General features: G+C 63.5%; 18 protein-coding genes. 9 read left to right on the top strand and 9 right to left on the bottom strand.

All coding sequences use genetic code 11. From position 1 onward, the window contains the following. The first annotated feature begins 237 nt into the window (after window positions 1-237). Window positions 238-1,788, top strand: a complete 1,551-nt coding sequence (locus ACEN8U_RS10145; protein ID WP_368609995.1) for a trypsin-like peptidase domain-containing protein — start codon at window positions 238-240, stop codon at window positions 1,786-1,788. Between the two features lie 108 nt (window positions 1,789-1,896). Here ACEN8U_RS10145 and ACEN8U_RS10140 read toward each other — a convergent pair whose 3' ends face one another. The 3 genes from ACEN8U_RS10140 to ACEN8U_RS10130 all read right to left on the bottom strand — a co-directional run bounded on the left by ACEN8U_RS10140 (window position 1,897) and on the right by ACEN8U_RS10130 (window position 5,082). Then, complete coding sequence (locus tag ACEN8U_RS10140) at window positions 1,897-2,589, bottom strand: CBS domain-containing protein (RefSeq protein ID WP_310108869.1); 693 nt, start codon at window positions 2,587-2,589, stop codon at window positions 1,897-1,899. Between the two features lie 327 nt (window positions 2,590-2,916). Continuing rightward, the gene (locus tag ACEN8U_RS10135; protein WP_310108867.1) at window positions 2,917-4,290 is read right to left on the bottom strand and encodes a 3-deoxy-D-arabino-heptulosonate 7-phosphate synthase; all 1,374 of its coding nucleotides are present in this window, start codon (window positions 4,288-4,290) and stop codon (window positions 2,917-2,919) included. Window positions 4,291-4,299: 9 nt separating this feature from the next. Further along, window positions 4,300-5,082, bottom strand: a complete 783-nt coding sequence (locus tag ACEN8U_RS10130; protein WP_310108864.1) for an SDR family NAD(P)-dependent oxidoreductase — start codon at window positions 5,080-5,082, stop codon at window positions 4,300-4,302. 171 nt (window positions 5,083-5,253) lie between these two features. Between ACEN8U_RS10130 and ACEN8U_RS10125 the strand changes: the two genes are divergently transcribed. After that, window positions 5,254-5,757 carry a flavin reductase family protein gene (locus ACEN8U_RS10125; protein ID WP_310108861.1) on the top strand — a complete coding sequence of 168 codons (504 nt, stop codon included), beginning with the start codon at window positions 5,254-5,256 and terminating at the stop codon, window positions 5,755-5,757. 41 nt (window positions 5,758-5,798) lie between these two features. On the opposite strand, the gene ACEN8U_RS10120 is transcribed toward ACEN8U_RS10125, so the two are convergent. Beyond that, on the bottom strand, window positions 5,799-6,593 hold the full coding sequence (locus tag ACEN8U_RS10120) for a substrate-binding domain-containing protein (RefSeq protein WP_310108859.1): 795 nt from the start codon (window positions 6,591-6,593) through the stop codon (window positions 5,799-5,801). 42 nt (window positions 6,594-6,635) lie between these two features. Here ACEN8U_RS10120 and ACEN8U_RS10115 point away from each other — a divergent pair, with 42 nt between their 5' ends. After that, the gene (locus ACEN8U_RS10115) at window positions 6,636-7,460 is read left to right on the top strand and encodes an IclR family transcriptional regulator (protein WP_310108857.1); all 825 of its coding nucleotides are present in this window, start codon (window positions 6,636-6,638) and stop codon (window positions 7,458-7,460) included. Window positions 7,461-7,478: 18 nt separating this feature from the next. Here the strand turns inward: ACEN8U_RS10115 and ACEN8U_RS10110 are convergent, their stop codons facing one another. After that, on the bottom strand, window positions 7,479-8,816 hold the full coding sequence (locus ACEN8U_RS10110; protein ID WP_374725922.1) for an MFS transporter: 1,338 nt from the start codon (window positions 8,814-8,816) through the stop codon (window positions 7,479-7,481). A 246-nt stretch (window positions 8,817-9,062) separates the two neighbouring features. Between ACEN8U_RS10110 and ACEN8U_RS10105 the strand changes: the two genes are divergently transcribed. Continuing rightward, window positions 9,063-9,845: an enoyl-CoA hydratase/isomerase family protein gene (locus ACEN8U_RS10105; RefSeq protein WP_310108855.1), complete on the top strand. Its 783-nt coding sequence runs from the start codon at window positions 9,063-9,065 to the stop codon at window positions 9,843-9,845. Between the two features lie 15 nt (window positions 9,846-9,860). After that, window positions 9,861-11,954: an acetate--CoA ligase family protein gene (locus ACEN8U_RS10100; protein WP_310108853.1), complete on the top strand. Its 2,094-nt coding sequence runs from the start codon at window positions 9,861-9,863 to the stop codon at window positions 11,952-11,954. 73 nt (window positions 11,955-12,027) lie between these two features. Here the strand turns inward: ACEN8U_RS10100 and ACEN8U_RS10095 are convergent, their stop codons facing one another. Together ACEN8U_RS10095 and ACEN8U_RS10090 are read right to left on the bottom strand one after the other, a co-directional pair. Continuing rightward, on the bottom strand, window positions 12,028-13,155 hold the full coding sequence (locus ACEN8U_RS10095; protein ID WP_310108851.1) for an aminotransferase class V-fold PLP-dependent enzyme: 1,128 nt from the start codon (window positions 13,153-13,155) through the stop codon (window positions 12,028-12,030). A 419-nt stretch (window positions 13,156-13,574) separates the two neighbouring features. Further along, window positions 13,575-13,844: a hypothetical protein gene (locus ACEN8U_RS10090; protein WP_368608406.1), complete on the bottom strand. Its 270-nt coding sequence runs from the start codon at window positions 13,842-13,844 to the stop codon at window positions 13,575-13,577. Window positions 13,845-14,168: 324 nt separating this feature from the next. Here ACEN8U_RS10090 and ACEN8U_RS10085 point away from each other — a divergent pair, with 324 nt between their 5' ends. The 3 genes from ACEN8U_RS10085 to ACEN8U_RS10075 all read left to right on the top strand — a co-directional run bounded on the left by ACEN8U_RS10085 (window position 14,169) and on the right by ACEN8U_RS10075 (window position 15,869). Continuing rightward, window positions 14,169-14,819, top strand: coding sequence for a BON domain-containing protein (locus ACEN8U_RS10085; protein ID WP_310108846.1), 651 nt, complete (start codon window positions 14,169-14,171; stop codon window positions 14,817-14,819). Between the two features lie 235 nt (window positions 14,820-15,054). Beyond that, entirely contained in the window at window positions 15,055-15,303 is a 249-nt protein-coding gene (locus tag ACEN8U_RS10080) for a hypothetical protein (protein ID WP_310108843.1), read from the top strand. Between the two features lie 176 nt (window positions 15,304-15,479). Next, window positions 15,480-15,869 (top strand): hypothetical protein, encoded by a 390-nt coding sequence (locus ACEN8U_RS10075; protein ID WP_310109628.1) that lies wholly within the window; start codon window positions 15,480-15,482, stop codon window positions 15,867-15,869. A 9-nt stretch (window positions 15,870-15,878) separates the two neighbouring features. On the opposite strand, the gene ACEN8U_RS10070 is transcribed toward ACEN8U_RS10075, so the two are convergent. Further along, window positions 15,879-16,445 carry a lipocalin family protein gene (locus ACEN8U_RS10070; protein ID WP_310109626.1) on the bottom strand — a complete coding sequence of 189 codons (567 nt, stop codon included), beginning with the start codon at window positions 16,443-16,445 and terminating at the stop codon, window positions 15,879-15,881. A gap of 360 nt (window positions 16,446-16,805) precedes the next feature. Between ACEN8U_RS10070 and ACEN8U_RS10065 the strand changes: the two genes are divergently transcribed. Next, complete coding sequence (locus ACEN8U_RS10065) at window positions 16,806-17,081, top strand: DUF1488 domain-containing protein (protein ID WP_035477276.1); 276 nt, start codon at window positions 16,806-16,808, stop codon at window positions 17,079-17,081. 127 nt (window positions 17,082-17,208) lie between these two features. Here ACEN8U_RS10065 and ACEN8U_RS10060 read toward each other — a convergent pair whose 3' ends face one another. After that, a complete protein-coding gene (locus ACEN8U_RS10060) occupies window positions 17,209-18,345 on the bottom strand; it encodes a bifunctional aminoglycoside phosphotransferase/ATP-binding protein (RefSeq protein WP_310108841.1) in 1,137 nt (378 codons plus the stop codon). Window positions 18,346-18,764: the final 419 nt, after the last annotated feature.

Here is an 18,764-nt window from a genome sequence, read left to right as displayed (position 1 = left end):
GCACGCCAGGATTTGTACTCGCTGCAATTCGCGCGAGGGTTCCCTATAAATAGAACAACGACGAACTCCATGAAGTCGACCGCATGGCGACGCGCGAGCGCCTTGAGACGCTCGGCGCGACCACGTGCGCGAAAAAACTTTTCACAGTGCAAGGCATAAGGGAGGTGCGCTGTGTCCAAGCTCATTCAATCGACCCGCTCGAGGCGGTGTCGCGTCTGCTTTTATCTTGCGCTGACCATGGCAGGTCTGGCGGGTTCTTCTTTTGCCTACGCGGCTGCGATCGCCGCTGCGCCGACATCCGCTGCCGCGGGTCCGCCAGCCTCGGCGGTGCCGTCGGCGTCCGTCGTCGCACCGGCGAAAGCAAAGCGCGCTGCGGCGGCAAGCATGGCCGCGCCGCTCGACTTTCCGCAGATCGTCGAGCGCTATGGGCCGGCCGTCGTGAATATTCGTGCGACCGTGCCGGTGGACGCATCCGCGAACGCAGCGCCCGCGTCGGCTGTTGCCTCGGACGCGATCGGCGGCGACGATCCGATCGCAGCGTTCTTCAAGGACGCCGTGCCGCAATCGCAAGATAGAGAAGGCACGGGCTTGCGCGCGATGTCCGGCGTCGGATCGGGCTTTATCGTCAGCTCGAACGGTCTGATCGTGACCACCGCGCATGTCGTTGGTCAATCGGACGATGTGACGGTGCGGCTCACCGATCGGCGCGAGTTCAAGGCAAAAATACTTGCCGTCGATGCGCAAAGCGACATTGCGCTGCTGCAGATCGACGCGACGAAACTGCCCACCGTCAAGCTCGGCGATTCCACGCGCGTGCGCGTCGGCGAACAGGTGCTGACCATCGGTTCGCCGGACAACTACCAGAACACGGTCACGGCGGGTCTGGTCAGCGCGACGTCGCGAACCCTTGCTGATGGCAGCACGTTTCCGTTCTTCCAGACGGACGTGTCGCTGAACCCGGACAATTCCGGTGGCCCCGTGTTCAACCGCGCAGGCGAGGTGGTCGGCATCGACGTGCAGGTGTACGCCGACAGTGATCGCCTGCAGAGCCTGACGTTCGCCATCCCGATCAATTTGGCGGATAAGCTGCGTTCGCAGTTGCAGAGCGGGCAGGGCCAGCAGGCTCAGCAACAGCAACAGAACGCACAAGATCTCGCGCACAGCAATCTGGGCATCCGGGTGCAGGACGTCGATGCGAATCTGGCCGGCGCCTTCGGTTTGCCGCGCGTGGCGGGCGCGCTCGTCACCTCGGTGGATCCGGGCAGTCCGGCCGCGGCGAGCAATCTGAAAACGGGTGACGTGATCGTCCAGTTCGCGGATAAACCGGTCGACCGCGCAGCTGATCTGAGCGCGGCGGACGCGGCGTCGCAGAGCCGAAAGAGCGTGCCGCTCAAGCTGATTCGCGATCGCAAGCCGATGACGCTGATGGTGGCTGCCGGGCCGGATACGCAGCTGGTGAACGCAGGCACGGGCGGGGTTGCCGGCTCCCGCTCCGACGCCGGCTCGCGCCAGCGCCACGCGCTTGATCGTCTCGGTCTCGCCATGCATCCTTTGACCGATGAAGAGCGGCGCAGCATGGACCTGCCTCAAGGTCTGATGGTCGACGACGCGTCCGGCACAGCGGCCGCTGCCGGTATCAAGCCCGGCGACGTCGTGCTGTCGTTAAACGGCACGCTCGTCGCGTCGCAGGACGAACTCGCGTCGCTCGCGGCAAACGCGGGCAAGAAAGCGGCGTTGCTGGTGCAGCGCAATCACGCGCGAAGCTTCGTGACGGTCGATCTGAGGTGATCCGGCGGCCGGCCCGGTTGCTACGCTGCAGCCGCCGGTCCGCCTGCTAACGAGCGATGCGACGGGTAGCACAATTGCGCTGCGTGGCGCAGCAGTACGCGACCCGGTCTACATCGTCGGAATGACGCTCGGCAGCTCCAGGTGACTTTCCACGCGCTTGACGCCCGGCACGCTCTCCGCGGCGATACGGATCGCGCGCTGCTCTTCCTCCGACTCGATCACGCCCCACAGATGCGCCACGCCGTCCTTGACGAGCACGCTGTGCTTCGTCAATCCCCAGCGTTGCCCATGCATTTCGAGGACGATTGCATCGCGCAAGCTCGCGTCGTCGTGCGAAGCGGTATCCGCCATGGGCGGCACGCTGGCAAGCGCACGGATCAGGTTGGAGCGGCTCACGATTCCGACGAGCCTGCCGTCTTTCAGCACCGGCACGCGCTTGAGATGGCGGCGCTCCATGAGGTCCGCGATCTGGTCGAGCGGCATGTCGTCTGCAATCGTGATGACCTGAGTGCACATGACGTCGCCCACGTTATGCCCGTGCTCTTTCACATATCGTGCAGCCTGCTCGCGTGGCGACGAAAGCAGGAATTCGAGCCACCATCGGCGCTTGCCGTGGCGAGTGCCGTTTTCGACACGATGCAGGAGATCGCCCTGGCTCACGATGCCGACTACTTTACCGTTGGCGTCGACGACCGGCATGCCGCTGATATGGTTGTCCACGAATAGCCGTGCCGCGTCATAAATGGTCATGTCCGGTGTGGCGGTGACGACGGCCGTCGTCATGATGTCGAGTGCACGCATGGTCGGTCCTCCAGCAGATTCGCGACGGGTCCTCATCTGTTGCACCTGTCGCACCATTTCCGGCACACGCACCGGCTTTCAGGCGCTGGTGCTGAGGCGCATTGAGCTTCAAGTGGCCGATACCGCGGCTTGCATCTACCCATTCCACGCGATGCACGCGAAGCGGTATGTGTGTGGTCAACGCAAACAGTTCGCCAGTGATCTGGAATGCTAAGAATCGCACGGGGTTCGACATGCAACTCGAACACCGAACTGCCGCTATCGGTTACGGATACTATGTGCTGCCTGTGATGTAAGCAAATGCAACGCTGTTGGCAGCGCACGCGCCTAACAGTGACCTGTCGTCGTCGTGACCGCCGACAGCAGATCGTCGGCATGCACCATTAGCTCGCGAACCCGGCACAGCGTCGGATACTGGTTCAGCAGAGCCCGCCATTTGGGCGATTCCAGCAGTTGCTGCCAGACCGGCTCGAGGTCGCTGGAATCGGCGTGGTGCTCGGCGGCTAGCGCGTTGGCGAACACGAGACTGGCTTCTGCCGACAACAGTTGCATGCGGCCAGCGGCACTGAGCAGACGCGGCGTCGCTTCCGCGGGCGTGGCGCAGCAATAGAGGACGGTTCCCGCAAGACGCGCTTCGTCGGTTCGCAGGGCGCGCAGCGAAGCGCCGTGCAAACTCACCGTGCCTTGCTGCGTGCGAAACGGATAGACGGTGTCTGCTTCGGCGTGAGCGAGCAGTTCGAGGCCGCGCAAAAGACGCGGAAAGTCAGTTGAGGCCGCGTCCACGGAGGCTTTTGCCTCTACCAGCAGGCAGACGTCCCACGCGTTTTCTTTGGCCGTGTTGGCACGCCTGAGCAGCACCGCGTCCCACTCGGTTTTGGCGCGCTCGTGACTCGCAGGCAGCGCGGCGGGAACGCGCATCGAGTTGACGACACGATACGATGCAAGCGCGCCCTCGGCTTCATTCAGTCGCTGCGCGAGTCGCTCGAGCGCCTCGGCGGCTAACGCTTCGACGTCGGCGCCGCGCTGTTTCGATGCAACGCCGTGAGCGAGTGCCGCAGCGCTTTTGGGACGAGGACCATGCCGGTCCCACAGCGACTGATACTCGCGCACACGCGCATCGGACGCGAGCGTCTCGAGACGCAGCAAACGCGCCAGCTCCGGACTGTTGAGTAATTGCCTCACGGTGTGATCGAAGGGAAGGGGGCTCGTGGATTGCGCCACGGAAAGACGCTGCAGCACGGCATAAAAGTCGCACCACGCTTCTGAGGCCGCGCTCGCATGCAGTAGGGCCAACGCCTCACGTTGCGGCCCCGGCGGCATGCGTTGCTGTTTCGCCGGATGAGCGACGGCATTCACAGCGGCATGAATCGCCCGGCGGTCCCGCTGGGCATGTGCGGACAGCGACGCATACTCGCGCACCTCGGCCGCGCGATGGCGATACGCCATGGCCTGGAACACAGGGTCGCCTGATTCTTTGCGCATCGCTTCGCGGATCAGCTGCGCGAGCGCTGCAACGAACATTCCCTTTAGCGTCGGCTCGGGTGCTTCGCCGCGAGCCACCGCTTCGCGGGCCCGCTCGATGACGACCGCGAGCACTGTCGACGAACTGGCTCCGGGCGCCGGCGGAAATGCGCCGGCATCGGCTGGCAGGCGATAGCGCCGGGCGACGCGCTTCAGCGTTTCATCGAGCAGGGCGAGCACGCGTTGCCCTCATGCCTGCGGCGGTTGACCGTTGGAGGCGCTGAGGCCTCCGTCGACGGGAAGATTCACGCCGGTCACGAAACGCGCGTCCTCGCTCGCGAGAAACGCGATGACCGCTGCAATGTCGTCGGGCTCGGCTGCGCGGCCGAGCGGAATGCGCTCACGAAATTTGGCCATGAGTTTCTCGTCGCTCAACATGTCTTGCGTCAGGTCGGTCGCCGTGAGGCTCGGGCAGACCGCGTTGACACGCACGCCGTCGCGGCCGTGGTCCAGGGCCAGCGCGCGCGTGAAATTGGTGACCGCGCCCTTGGCCGCGTTGTAGAAGCTCATGCCCCAATCGCCGCCCAGTCCGGACACCGACGAAACATTCACAATAGAGCCGCGCGTCTGGATCAAATGGCGAATGGCCGCACGGCTGCAATAGAAAACGCCGTCGAGGTCGGTCGACATGATCGCACGCCAGTCGTCGAGCGAGGCTTCGTCGATGCGGCCCGTCGGCGCAATGCCGGCGTTATTCACGAGTACATCGAGATGGCCGAAACGCGCGAGCGTCGCGTCCATCAGTTGCCCGGCCGCCTCGTAACTGGAGACGTCGCAAGGATGGACGAGCGTGCGCTCGCCGTCCAGATCGCGCGCGACCCGCTCGAGCTTCTCGCGAGTGCGCCCAGCCAGCACGACAGACGCGCCTTCTGCCGCGAAGCGACGCGCCGTGCCTTCGCCGATACCGGAGCCGGCGCCTGTGACGACGACTACTTTCGAGTGAAACCGGTTGCTGAGATTGGAGTCTTTCATGATGAATAGCCGATAGTGATTTGAACCTGTCCGCGCCGCAAGTCCCGTTCCCGGCGAGTGCGTGGCGCGGCACGATCAGCGGCGCTATGATGAAACAGGCTTTGCGTCGACACAAGGATTCGCGGCGGGATTCACGGCAAAACTCATGGCAAGACTCACCCAGAACTTACGATGAGCAAGCGCATCGCAGATCTTTTCAGGCACCTGACGGCTGGCGTTTATGTGGTCGGCGTGGCGGACGGCGAGCGCCGTAATGCATTTACCGCCAGTTCGATCATGCAGGTTTCGTTCTCGCCGTTGCTCGTGGCGATCACGATCGGCCCGGAGCACGAGTCGTACAAGCTCCTGCGGAACGGTCGCGTGTTCGCCATCAATGTGTTGCGAGCGGACCAACAGCCGCTTGCGAAGCACTTCGGCACGCAGTCGGGGCGCAGCGTCGACAAACTCGCGACCGTACCGTGGCGAGCCGGCAGGACCGGGGCGCCATTACTGCTCGATGCGCTCGCTCATTTCGAATGCGAGGCGGTGAACGACTTCGAGGCGGGAGACCACCGCCTGGTGACTGGCCGGGTCGTGGATGGGGCGATAACGGACGCCCGAGGCGAGCCGCTGATCTACGCGCAAACCGGCAATCTCGACATGAGCGCCGAACTGTATCCGGGCAACTTCGGCTAGCTGAGCTTTTGCGCCGCGCGGGCTTGCGGCCCGGTCAGGTTTCACCTCGCGGGCTGGACGGGATCCAGTCCCGTCTTTTCGAGCACAGCCGACGCCGCCGGCGTTTTCAGGTAAGAAATGAGCGCCGCCGCACCTGCCGGTTCTTTTGCGTTGGCAGCCAGCGCGGCGGAAACGATGCTTGTCTTCTGCACTGCTTCGGGAAGCGGTCCGACGTACTCGATTCCATCAATGGCGCGCAGTTCGCTGATCTGCTGCAATCCGAGTTCGGCGTCGCCTCGCTTGAGCGCCGTGCCGACGAGTTCTTTCCCCTTGATCTGAACGCTTCGAGCTTTCATTTGATCGGCAATGCCAAGCTTTTCGAACAACGTTTCGGTGATATAGGTGCCGCTCGCGCCTTCGGAGAAGGCGACTGATCGGGCGGCGAGCAATGTATCGCGCAGTTTGTCGACGCTACTGACGTCCGGCTTGGGCATACCGGCCTGCACCGCGACGCCGATGCGGGAAGCAACAATGTCCACGCGTGTGTCCGGGACAAACTTTCCCTTCCTGATCTGCTCGTCCAGTGCAGGGCGGATCATGAGGCAGACGTCCATGGCTTCGCCGCTCCTGATGCGCATGGGCAACGCGTCGGGGGACGTGCCGTAGGAGGGGCCCCACGATATGATGAGGTGATTCCCCGTCTGTTGTTCATAAGCGGGTGCAAGTTCCCGGAACGCTGCCGATAGCGCCCCCGTTGCCAGCACATGAACGTCGGCGGCATACACTGCGCCTGACAGCGAGCTGATGAACGCGGTGCACAGCACTGCACGTCGGAAGTTTGCCTGGTTGATGATCATCGGAATACCCTTTGTTAGCAGTTCCAGCGTTTTTCACTGTCTATGGCGAACAAGAATCGACAAGCGGACCAACGGGCGGACCAACATGCGAATCACGAGCCCGAATCACGTGCTTCTTCGTCCAACCGGTCGCTTGCGCGCGGGCTGGAATTGCTGCGCGCCTTCGGTCCCGGTGCGACGCTGCTCGGCAACGGCGATCTCGCGGAACGCACCGGCCTGCCGAAGGCGACGGTGAGCCGTCTCGCGCAAACGCTCGTCAAGGCCGGTTATCTGGAGCATGACGCGGCGCGCAGGGCGTATCGGCTGGGGTTGCCGGTGCTCAGCCTCGCCCAGGCGCTGCGCAGCGGATCGACCATACTCAATGCGGCAGGGCCGCTGATACGCGATGCGGCTCAAACGAGGCACATCAATGTCGGCATTGCGGGCGCCGACCGCGAGGAAATGGTCTACCTGGAGTCGATTCGCTATAACCAGCGAGCCTCGTTACGCACGATTGTTTCGGGGCAACGCGTGCCGATGGAACTGACGTCGCTGGGTCGCGCGTATCTCGCGATGCAACCGGAGGCCGAGTTCGCCCGTCTCATGCATGCATTCAAGCGTCGCGGACGCAGCGGCTGGGAGCGCCTCGCAAAAGACATCGCCGAGGCCGCGAATGACGTGCATCGATACGGCTATTGCGTCGCTAGCTGGCAGCCCGAAGTGATCGCCCTCGCAACGCCGCTCGACATTCCCGGACACCGGCTGCTCGTCCTTAACTTCAGCGTCCGCACGGCGGCTCCGAAAGACAGCGTCGCGCGGGAACTGGCACCGGCCCTGTTGCAATTGCGCGATGAGATCAAAGCTGCCTGCGAGCGCCTCGAAGGATGAGGTCCTCGCGCGCCGGTTTCATTCGCGGCGTTCGCTGATTGCGCGAGCCGGAATGCCCAGCACCACCGCCAGACCGCCGAGAATGGAAACGACCGCAACCGCGTAGAGGCCCAAAGCGCTGCTGCCGAAATGGGTCGATGCATAGCCGATCACCGAGGGCGCGGAGATCCCGCCGAACTGGCCGAGGCTGCTGATGAGGCCGATGCCGCTTGCCGCGGCGGTGCTCGACAGATACGCGGGCGGAATCGTCCAGAACAGTGACAGCATGCCGAGGTAGCCCGCCGTCGCAACGCAAAGCAGCGCGACAAGGACGCCAGGATGATTCGCCGCGCTCGGCAGCAGCGCGACGCCGAGCGCGGCCATCAATGCGCTCGCCATGAAATGCCAGCGCCTCTCCAGCATGCGATCCGAATTGCGGCCAAGCAGATACATCGCGATGGCGCCGACCACATACGGGATGGCGGAAAGCAGCCCGATATACCAGTAGTTCGATACGCCGCTTTTCTGAATGACGCTCGGCGCCCAGATATGCACGACGATGCTCGCCCACGGCACGCTGAAATACGCAAACGTGAGGAAATAGAACCTGGGCTCCTTCAACGCGGCCCAGATCGAACCCTGCGCGCGGGCCGCCTTGGCTTGTGCGTCGCGGCTGAGTTCAGCAAGAAGCAGTGCCTTCTCGTCGCCCGTGAGCCAGGTGGCCTGCTCCGGGCGGTCCGTCAGATAGACATAGGCGAAGATACCGGCGATGACTGACGGAAGCCCTTCAATAATGAAGAGCCACTGCCAGCCGTTGTAGCCGAAGAGACCCGACATGCTGTTGAGAATCCATCCCGATACGGGGCCGCTCACGATGCCCGATACGCAGATGGCCGTCATGAAGATCGACGTGACGCGCGCGCGGCGCGCGGCAGGAAACCAGTAGGTGAAGTACAGAATCACGCCGGGGAAGAATCCCGCTTCCGCCGCACCGAGCAACACGCGAGCGATGTAGAACTGCGTCGGTGTCTGCACGAACGCGGTGCCGGCCGACACGATGCCCCACAGTGCCATGATCCGCATGAGGGTTTTTCGCACGCCGACCCGAGCGAGCCACAGGTTGCTCGGCACCTCGAACAGCATGTAACCGACGTAGAAGAGTCCCACGCCGAGACCAAACGCGGCGTCGGACAGACCGATGTCGCGCGAAAACTGCAGATGCGCGAAGCCGATGTTGGCGCGATCCAGATACGCGAAGACGTAACAGATAAAGAGGAAAGGCAGCAGCCGCGACGTGACTTTGCGGTAAACGGCCTCTGTCTGCGGCTGCGCGACGGTGCTGACGTCGACGGGAGTGGAGCGGGCTGCGTGCATCATGTCTCCGGACTGGTATGGGCCGCAGGATCGTCAATGGCAAGTGTCCTGCGTCGGAACTCATTATCGGCACTCGTCGCCCGATGACAATCTGGCAATTCCATTGTGTGGAACTGGCCGCCCGCTACCCGGGTTATCAACGCGTTCCACACAGTGGAATTGGAGAGGTGCCGTGCGCGGCCTGTGCCGCTAAGCTGCATGGGCAGATCGACGTTATCGGTCGAATCCAGTTCAATCATCGAGACACGCATGAGCACATCCACCATTCAAGTGACTATAGAGTCGCGGATCGCCACGATCGCGCTGAACCGCCCTGAAAAGCGTAACGCCATCACCAACGAAATGCGGGCCGAGCTGATCGTGGCGCTAGAGACCGTGTCGCGCGAGCGCGCCGTGCGCGCCGTCGTGCTGACCGGGAACGGCAAGGGCTTCTGCGCGGGCGGGGACATCAGCGGCATGGCGCAACGCATGGAGGCGCCGGCTGGCGAGGTGGCGTTCAACGGCTGGTCCCGCCAGCAGCTCGTGCATCACACCGTCAATCTGCTTTATTCGATGCCCAAACCGACCATCGCGGCCGTCAACGGTGCAGCGGCGGGTCTTGGCGCGGATATGGCGCTCTCGTGCGATTTTGTCCTCGCGTCGCAGGAAGCGAGCTTTACGTGGAGCTACATCAAACGCGGGCTGATTCCCGACGGCGGCGGCATGTACTTCCTGCCGCGACGCGTCGGTCTCGCGCGCGCGAAGGAATTGATTTTCAGCGGGCGCAAGGTCGAAGCAAAAGAGGCGCTGGAAATCGGTATCGCAGATCGCCTGAGCGAACCCGGTTCGTTGATTGCTGACGCCCAAGCCTGGGCCCGCGAATTGAGCCATGGTTCGGCCACTGCGCTCGCGCTCGGCAAGAGCATCCTTAATCAGAGCTACGAACTATCTGCGCACCAGGTGTTTGCGCAAGGCAGCCAGGCACAGGCCGTCTGCTATACCAGCAGCGAACATCGCGAGTCGGTGCTCGCGTTTTTGAACGCGACCCGCTGAGCGAAGGAGATCGACATGGACGCAATTTCAAAACTGATGCGGCCCGCGAGCGTAGCGGTAGTCGGCGCATCGGCGGACACCGCCAAGACTTCGGGCCGACCCGTCGCCTATCTGAGAAAGCACGGTTTCAAAGGCGACATCTATCCGGTCAATCCGCGTTATGACTCGATCGACGGCTTGCGCTGCTATCCCGATGTCGCATCGGTGCCGCGCGCGCCCGATGTCGGCATCGTGCTGCTCGGCGCAGAACGCGCGCACCTTGCGGTGCGGGAGCTGGCGAGCCGCGGGACGAGCGCGGCCATCGTGCTCGCGAGCGGTTACGCGGAAACGGGCGACGAGGGTGCGAAGCGTCAGGCGCGATTGCTCGAGGCCGCGGGTTCCATGCGTCTGCTCGGCCCGAATACGATCGGGCTCGTCAACCTCACCGATCGCATCACGCTGTCGGCAAGCGGGGCGTTGGAAACCGACACGTTCGCCGTCGGCGGGATCGGCGTGGTGTCGCAAAGCGGCGGGATTCTCGGTGCGCTGTTGTCGCGCGCGGCAGCACGCGGCATCGGCTTGTCGAAGCTCGTGTCGACGAGCAATGAAGCCGATCTCGACATGGCGGACTTTGTCGACTATCTGGTCGACGATGATTCCACCTCGGTTATCGCGCTCTACCTGGAAGGGCTGCGTCACCCGGAGCGATTCCGGCGCGCGACTTTGCGCGCGGCGGCAGCGGGTAAGCCGGTCGTCGTCTTCAAGATCGGGCGCTCGGAATCGGGCGCACGTTCGGCGGTCTCGCATACGGGCGCGCTGGCCGGCTCCGACCGCATGTATGACGCGCTGTTCAACCAGGTCGGCGTGATTCGCGCGCAGACGTTTTCCGATCTGCTCGATGTTCCGCAGGCGCTCGCGACGCGTCGCAGACTCGGCGGGCGACGGGTGGCGATTCTGACCTCGACCGGCGGCGCGGGCACGCTCGTCGCGGATAGCCTCGGCATGGCGAGCTTCGAGACGCCGCCGCCCGACGAAGCGACTGCTGCAAAGCTGCGCGCGTTGCAAACGGGCGACCACGCGGTGCTCGACCGCAATCCCATCGACGTGACGCTTGCGGGTCTGCAGCCCGCGCTGTTGCGCGGGGCAATCGCGACGCTGCTCGACAGCCCGTGTTACGACGCAGTTGCCGTCATCGTCGGTTCGTCGGGGCTCGCGATGCCGGACCTGATGGCCGGCGCGATCCGCGATTCGCTGCCCGGAAGCGACAAACCCGTGATGGCCTTTGTGAGCCCCCACGCGCCGCAGATCACACGCTTGCTGAACGAGCAGGGCGTGCCGGCGTTCCAGTCGCCCGAAAGCGTGACGAGCGCACTCGCTGCGATGAAGCAGCACGCCGCATTCAGGCAGCGTGGAGCGAGTTCGGCCAAACAGAACGCTGAAGCAGCCGTAGAGGTCAACGACATTCCTTCAGGATCGCTAAACGAAGCGCAGGCCAAGGCGCTCTTTGCGCGCTTCGGCGTGACCGGGGTACGCGAGCAAGTCGTCACCAATGCGGCCGAAGCCGAACGCGCCGCTCGCGAGCTGGGCGGCAAGGTCGTTCTCAAACTGCTGTCGAACACGATTACCCATAAGAGCGATGTCGGCGGCGTGGCCGTTGGACTGTCCGCTGAAAGCATTGGCGCGCGCCTGAATCGCATGCGCGACGACGTGGAGACCGTGACCGGCCTACCCGCGAATGCGTTCCTCGTTCAGGAAATGGTGGCCGGTGGTACCGAGCTGATTCTGGGGCTTCACCGGGACCCGTTGGGCACGGCGTTGCTGCTCGGCATGGGCGGCGTCGCGGCTGAACTGTTCAAGGACACGACGATGCGGCTGCTCTCAGCCGATGCGCCCTTGTCGCGCGACGACGCGCTCGAAATGACCCGTGAACTGAAGACGTGGCCGCTGCTGAAAGGGTATCGTGGGCGGCCGCGCGCGGATGTGGACGCGCTCGCCAACGCAATCGTCGCTTTTGCGCGAATGGCGACGCAGCTTGGCGAGCGTATTGTCGAAGCGGAAATCAATCCGATCTTCGTGCTCCCCGCGGGTCAGGGCGTACGGGCGGCTGATGGTGTGGCTGTGCTTGCATAGGAGCGTCAGCCGGAATGAGGCACATGCCCGCTCGCCTGTCTTGCTGATGGCCGGAGCGGGCATGAATGTCGCGCTAAACGATCCTCTCCAACGCCTTGGCCAGCCTCGCCACCGCGCCGTCGATGTCATGCAGTTTGTCGAGGCCGAAAAGGCCGATGCGGAAAGTTTTGAAGTCATCAGGTTCGTCGCATTCGAGCGGAACGCCAGGCGCAATCTGCAAGCCGGCATCGGCGAACTTCTTGCCGGTTCGTATGCCGTCGTCGTCCGTGTAGCTGACCACGACGCCGGGAGCCTGGAAACCTTCGGCCGCCACGCTTCTGAAGCCTTTTCCGGTCAACAGCGAGCGAACGCGCTCGCCGAGTTCGAGCTGCTCCAGTCTCACTTTGTCGAAGCCATATGCTTCGGTTTCCTTAATGACGTCGCGCAATGTCGCGAGGCTGTCCGTGGGCATCGTGGCGTGGTAGGCAAAGCCGCCGTTCTCGTAGGCTTCCACGATCTGCAGCCATTTGCGAAGGTCGCAGGCGAAACTGGTGCTGGTCGTTGCGTCGATTCTTTCACGGGCGAGCGGGCTCAGCATGACCAGCGCGCAGCAGGGCGACGCACTCCAACCCTTTTGCGGCGCACTGATCAGGACATCGACGCCGGTGGCCTGCATGTCGACCCACACCGTGCCGGAGGCGATGCAATCCAGCACGAACATGCCGCCGACGGCATGCACCGCGTCGGCTACCGCGCGCAAGTAGGCGTCGGGCAGCATCATCCCGGATGCCGTTTCGACATGCGGCGCAAAAACCAGATCCGGCTTGTTTTCCCTGATCGCGGCGACCACTTCTTCGATCGGCGCCGGTGCATACGCGGCCTGCCTTCCTGGTTCGACCGGGCGCGCCTTCAACACAATGGCTTCCGACGGAATGCCGCCCATGTCGAAAATCTGCGACCAGCGGAAGCTGAACCAGCCATTGCGGATCACGAGACACTTTCTGCCCGTCGCAAACTGACGGGCAACGGCTTCCATGCCGAAAGTGCCGCTGCCCGGCACGATAACGGCCGACTTCGCGTTGTAGACGGTTTTCAGTGCGCCGGAAATATCGCGTACGACTCCTTGAAAGAGTTGCGACATATGGTTGATCGAACGGTCGGTGTACACGACCGAATATTCGAGGAGTCCCTCGCGGTCGACATCAGGAAGTAAGCCTGGCACATCTGCCTCCGGAAATGGACGAATGTGGGAATCGAAAAGAGATTCTACCGAAAGGCGTCTGCCACCGCAGCGAATGCAGGGAGTTGTCCCGGCAGGCGCCGCCATGTCCGGTTCAGTGCTGAGCACTCCCAGGTTACATGTTGAAGCGCCGTCAGGCGCCGGGCGTTACGCGCGAGTTTGATGTGAGTTGGGGCGAGCGATAAAACCAGTCGACAGCCACAATGGTCCATGGCGGCGGTTTGACGCCGAACGTGAGCGGCTCACCCGGCCTCCGGGCGAACCGGCTCTCGCTCACGGACAGATCGAGCTGAGCGGTATGCGAGCAGCCGGTGAACCGGCTTCAGCGCCTCGCGATCGACGCTCCCAGCATCGCAGCAGGCGAGCGGGCGCGGCATGATAGGGCGGGTCTCCGTGCGGCGCTATCGGCTGACGGGGCGGGCGCTGCGCGGCGCCGACGCGAGGGCGTCGTCCAGTGCGTCGAGTCTCGCCATGAGGACGGCCGCACGGGCCGCGACCGGCGTCGCCGTGCCGGCCTGCGCCAACAGCGACTCCACGCGGCGTCGCCAGTATTCCGCGTGGAAAACGGCTTGCGAAGAGGGCGGGGACTCCCGCTCCAGCAATCGTTCGAGCTGTCCGATCATCGAGCTGATGTGGGCAAGCTCGTGCTCACTGCGGTTGACGGTGACCATGGGTGGGCTCGACGGATCCGATTCGAGGGTTGCAGGGCGGTCGTGCACGAGATCGGACAAAGTCCATTGGCGGATCGAATTGGCTGCGATCCCGCGACTCGGTCCGTTTGTGTAGTGCAGCATAGGCGCGGTCGCCGGCAAACGATTGATCACAGTCAAACGCGCGCGCAACGAATCTTCATAACCACACCGAGTGCAGGGTCTCGGCCGGAGGCTGGCGCTTGATATGCATCAACCATCATCGAGACGGCGCGCCCAGAATGCGCACATCGGCAGGCGTACGCCGATCGTCGTGCCGCGAGCCATTTTCACGAGGACAAAGCCATGAAGCCGGATAGCCAACTGAAGCAGGAAGTCGAGGACGAACTGACGAACAGTCCGGCTGTCGACGCAAACGGAATTGGCGTTGCAGTGGTCGACGGCATCGTCACGCTCACGGGGCATGTTCGAAACTACGCGGCGAAGGTCGCGGCCGAAAAGTGCGCGCTTCGAATCGAGGGTGTCGACGCGGTGGTGATCGGCATCGACGTCAAACTGCCGGCCACGGAACAGCGTACGGACGAAGACGTCGCCTTGAGCGTGCGCGCGGTGCTCGAATGGATCGCCGGGCTGGAAGACAGCGGCATCCGGATCAAGGTGGAGAAGGGCTGGGTGACACTGAGCGGCGAGGTCGAAGACGGCTACCGTAGTCGTATCGCCGAGAAAAACATCGTGCACATGCGCGGCGTGACGGGCGTGACCAACAACATCAGGATCCGGGGTTCGGCGTCCACAGTCGACATTGAATGCAATATCCGCAAGGCGATTCAGCGCCACACGGATCGCGAACTGAAACATGTCGGCGTGGAAGTGGAAGACGGCCGGGTGATTCTGTCGGGCAGGGTCAGTTCGCCCATCGAGCGTGCCATCGTGAAGGGCGCGGCGCGCTCCACCGCCGGCGTTAAAGCGGTGGTGGACCGCCTCGTGGTGCGCTGACAGCGGGCGCGGTTGACGGGCGGCGTGTGCAGGTGATTCACTTAATTAAATGAACGACGGCGCCTCCTCAGCCAAACGACAACGGCAAGTAAGAAAACTCCTACCGCTTCACCCTGCCGACTACAAGCGATTCAAGCGTCGCTGATTTAAATCGCAAGACGTGTCCTCAATAATGAATTCAACGAACGGCCGAAACACATTCGGGCGCCGTCAAAGACAGACCGAGGAGCACGAGATGAACGGCAACAGCATGTCCCTCAGAGCGCTTGTCGACAAATGGCTTGCGCCGACGCGGTCAATTCCGGCTCATGTCACGCAGACCGGACGCTTCGGCAGCAATGGCGTGCGCTATGTCTGTCTGGAAGGCCAGGTGTCGGCGCGGCCCTTGAGCATTGTCTTTTTCAGGCACGGCAGCGGCGCGTGGGACGTGTTCCCGCCGCTGCCGCCGTTGGCTGCCATGGGTACACGGCTCTTCGCAGCCTGATTTGGCGGCCTGACTTCGCGGCCTGACTTCGCGGCCTGATTCGCGCCGCTTACGCGCCGCTTACGCGTCGGCCATGCTGGTTGCGTCGCATTTACCGTTGACACAGGTCAAGCCGGCGAGCACACCCGCATTGAAGATATCGCGGAGGTGGGCAGGGTAGCGCCCGAGGCCTCGATCTGAATGAGCTCGCGTCGCGCACGCCGGGGTTCGTGGGCGCCGATCTGGCCAATGTCGTCAACGAGGCCGCGCTGCACGCAGCGGAGGCCGACAAGGCAGCGGCGTGGCGGCGTTCGGCTACACCCAGCAGGTGCCGCCGCTATGTGTTGCGGCATGGCGAACTGCTTGACCGGCTGGATGCGCTGCTCGGCGGCCGCGTGGCGGAAGAGCTCATATTCGGCGATGTATCGACGGGCGCGGAGAACGATCTCGAGCGCGCCATCGCCATGGCACGCCATAGGGTGACGCGTTATAGCAGGAGCGAGCGCGAAGTACTCGACCACGAGATGCTGCAGCAGGCAATAGAAGGAAAGGCACACCAATCCGCGCGGGAGACGGTAGCTGGCTGAGCAGCGGACTCACTGAAAGCCCGGTTGGCCCATTTGCTCCGGCTTCTGCGGGACCCGGCGTAGCAGGTCGGTGTGGAACCCCATCGCGGCGAGCCGGGCCAGCACGTCCCGGTAGGCGCCTTCGTCCATTTGAGGATCGCGCGCCAGCACCCAGACCATATTGCCATCGGCCATGCAGCGGACCGTGTAGCGATATTCCGGGTCAACGTAGGCAGTGATCACGACGATTTCGAAAGGCCAGATAAGTCCCACGCGCCACTTCGTGTTGCCGGTCCCGGGAATGACTTTCGCGACGAAGCGGCTTCCCGTGACGGGCTGACCGAAATCGTGCCGTCGGCCCAGATATCGGTCGTCGATCTTGCCGTCGGCCAGCAGCGTAAATTCGTCGTAATTGCCGACGTAGTCGTGCTCGCTCAGAAACGGTGTGTCCGCGATCACGTACCAGCGTCCCATGTAACGCGTGAGATCGAGCGGCGGACCGGCGGTGCATGCCGTTGGCGGCGGGATCGCGGGACTCTGCGCACAGCCCGCAACGCACAGGATGCAGGCGGCGATGCACGCTATCGACTTGTACATGGCGATGTCCGATTTGACGGTGTCGCATTCAGATCGGCGTGAGCCGTGCCCAGCGACGACGGGCACAGCCGACTGTGCTGCCGCGGCGTTTCCTGGCAGGCGAAACCATTGTAATGTGCCGCGCAGGTAAAGCAGCACTGCCAGCCGTTCGCCGTCTCTTATCGGCAGAGGAAATTGAAGCATGTATCGCGCGCCTTCACCGCTATTGACCTCGATCAAGCGCAGACCGCGGCGTGAATTCGACGACGTGCGGCTAGCCACTATTCTGACTGACAGACACACGTGTGGCGGACGCTGTACGAAGCATGCCGGCACGTGAGCCTGCGAGCTTTTCTGCTGTCATTCGATCAGGTGGACTTCATGAAGATTTATTTCCCCAATGAAAGCCCCGAGTATTGCGCGCGCGATCTCGTCGTTGCGTTTCCTGCTGAAGCAGACGGTGTGCCGGTGCAGTGCGCCATTACCGCGGAGGCGCTGGAGGACCACTTCGGCGCGGCCTCGCTGCGCGAGGAGGACTTGCTCGCCGCCTTTGAATCGAATCGGCGCCACATCCAGCAAGCGGCAACCAATCTGCTCGAGGAAATCGGGCCAAAGCCCGTGCTCATGCACAGCGGATACTTCCGCTTCTGCGACTAGCCGCTCGGAAAAAAGCCGTCAGCTGTCCTATGCGATGGCTGCGGGCGAGACCGGGCGGCGTTGACGAAGTCGAGCACAGGTGCCCAGAACGCCGGCGAGTCGAAGTGCGCGAGCGGCACGGCGGTGTCTAACACGAAGGTTCGCGACATTTCGTCGGCTGTGAGCGGGTCGGAATTCGCGAGCTGCAGCTGCAAGGTGGCGCTATCAGCGTCGGACGCATCGGCCGGGCCCCTTTGCGCGCATCGATCCGTTCTCGCAGCACCCGCTTTTCCGCGCGAAAATCGAGCAGTGCGGCAGGTACGCTAAGACGCCTCGCGAGCCCGAAAAATGCATCGCGATGACGACGCTCGAGAAAGGTGGCGTCGACAATCACGCTATAGCCGGTTTGAAGCACGTCCGACGCGAGGCCAAGAAGGCGCGCGTAGATCGCATGTCGCGCTTCCTGCGTGTAAGGTAGGGAGACGTTCCCGTCCAGGGCGCGGACAGTCCGTGGCGGGCGCTTGCGTTCGGTATCGCTCGACACGCGCACGGCGCCGCATAAATCCGCCAATGCGCGGCTCGCGACGGACTTGCCCGAACCCGAGTAGCCGTGGCAAAGCAGCAGGACGGGATCCGGCCTTTGCGCCACGGCCCGCGCAAAGTCGATGTACCGCGTGGCGCCGCGCGTGGCCGAGGCGCGTTCATCCTGCGGAGCGCTGTTTGCTTTGAGACACACGACCCAGGCGCGCACGAGTGCGCGATACACGCTATACAAGGGCATGAGCGAGAGCGCGTCGTAGTCCCCCGAGGTTTCGAGCCAGCGGTTCAGTAGCCGGCTGGCGAGGCGGTCTCCGCCGTGCGCCCGCAGGTCCATCGCGAGGAACGCAATGTCGTTGGCGACGTCGATCCAGCGCAAGGCGTCATCGAAGTCGATGCAGTCGAACATCGCTATCCTGCCGCGCCAGCGCACCAGATTGTCGAGGTGCAGATCGCCATGGCACGCGCGCACGAATCCTTCGGCACGGCGCCTGTCGATATCGGCCTCGTGCTTCGCGAGTTGCTGCGCGCACCAGGCCGACACTTCATGCAACGCAGGATGGCTGAAGTTTGCCAGCAGCGAGCCGGTCACGGCTTCAATCTGCTGACGGAGCAGCGCGGCGCTGCCGTATGCAGTCCTCGGCACACGCCGCGGCGCCTGCCCGTGGTAGCAGGCGAGCCGCCCGGCCGCGCGCTCGACGTCCCGAAACGAGAGCTTGCCTTGTTCAGCGAGCCTGGAAAAAAGCATTGCTTCGTTAAAGCGACGCATTCTCACGACGTGTTCGAACGGGGCACCCGGGCCTCCCAGCGCGACTTTCCTGCCAAGGCGCACGACAGGCAGCACGCCGAGGTACAGGCCTCGTGCCAGCGACCTGTTCAGGCGCACCTGCGCTTCGCAACACCGCAGACGAGTATTTGCTGCGGTGAAATCCGCGAATCCGGGCGCCACCGGTTTGATGACCTTGTACGCGAAGCGACCCGCGAGGTAGACCACCGATATGTGGGTTTCGATCCTGACGACTCTGCCTGCCGGATGTCGATAAGTGCAGGGTCTGCGCATGGCCTCGTCGAGTCCATGCAGTGATCGTTGCGCTGCACGCATACGGTTTGCGCGATGCTGGATGCCGTTGCCGGCCTGCTGCGCCTTTCGTATGCGCTTGCGCCTTG

The sequence above is a fragment of the Paraburkholderia phenoliruptrix genome, assembly GCF_047325075.1.
GTDB lineage: Bacteria > Pseudomonadota > Gammaproteobacteria > Burkholderiales > Burkholderiaceae > Paraburkholderia > Paraburkholderia phenoliruptrix.
Note: the sequence above shows the minus strand (reverse complement) of the source record. Positions and strands in the feature narration are given on the sequence as shown.

Excerpts from the sequence above, each read along its gene's own strand:
- ACEN8U_RS10140 (WP_310108869.1), bottom strand. The coding sequence starts at position 2,589 with ATGCGTGCACTCGACATCATGACGACGGCCGTCGTCACCGCCACACCG.
- ACEN8U_RS10080 (WP_310108843.1), top strand. The coding sequence starts at position 15,055 with ATGAACGGCAACAGCATGTCCCTCAGAGCGCTTGTCGACAAATGGCTT.
- ACEN8U_RS10070 (WP_310109626.1), bottom strand. The coding sequence starts at position 16,445 with ATGTACAAGTCGATAGCGTGCATCGCCGCCTGCATCCTGTGCGTTGCG.
- ACEN8U_RS10090 (WP_368608406.1), bottom strand. The coding sequence starts at position 13,844 with ATGGTCACCGTCAACCGCAGTGAGCACGAGCTTGCCCACATCAGCTCG.
- ACEN8U_RS10065 (WP_035477276.1), top strand. The coding sequence starts at position 16,806 with ATGAAGATTTATTTCCCCAATGAAAGCCCCGAGTATTGCGCGCGCGAT.
- ACEN8U_RS10100 (WP_310108853.1), top strand. The coding sequence starts at position 9,861 with ATGGACGCAATTTCAAAACTGATGCGGCCCGCGAGCGTAGCGGTAGTC.
- ACEN8U_RS10115 (WP_310108857.1), top strand. The coding sequence starts at position 6,636 with ATGGCGAACAAGAATCGACAAGCGGACCAACGGGCGGACCAACATGCG.
- ACEN8U_RS10130 (WP_310108864.1), bottom strand. The coding sequence starts at position 5,082 with ATGAAAGACTCCAATCTCAGCAACCGGTTTCACTCGAAAGTAGTCGTC.
- ACEN8U_RS10060 (WP_310108841.1), bottom strand. The coding sequence starts at position 18,345 with ATGCTTTTTTCCAGGCTCGCTGAACAAGGCAAGCTCTCGTTTCGGGAC.
- ACEN8U_RS10120 (WP_310108859.1), bottom strand. The coding sequence starts at position 6,593 with ATGATCATCAACCAGGCAAACTTCCGACGTGCAGTGCTGTGCACCGCG.
- ACEN8U_RS10125 (WP_310108861.1), top strand. The coding sequence starts at position 5,254 with ATGAGCAAGCGCATCGCAGATCTTTTCAGGCACCTGACGGCTGGCGTT.
- ACEN8U_RS10105 (WP_310108855.1), top strand. The coding sequence starts at position 9,063 with ATGAGCACATCCACCATTCAAGTGACTATAGAGTCGCGGATCGCCACG.
- ACEN8U_RS10085 (WP_310108846.1), top strand. The coding sequence starts at position 14,169 with ATGAAGCCGGATAGCCAACTGAAGCAGGAAGTCGAGGACGAACTGACG.
- ACEN8U_RS10145 (WP_368609995.1), top strand. The coding sequence starts at position 238 with ATGGCAGGTCTGGCGGGTTCTTCTTTTGCCTACGCGGCTGCGATCGCC.
- ACEN8U_RS10110 (WP_374725922.1), bottom strand. The coding sequence starts at position 8,816 with ATGATGCACGCAGCCCGCTCCACTCCCGTCGACGTCAGCACCGTCGCG.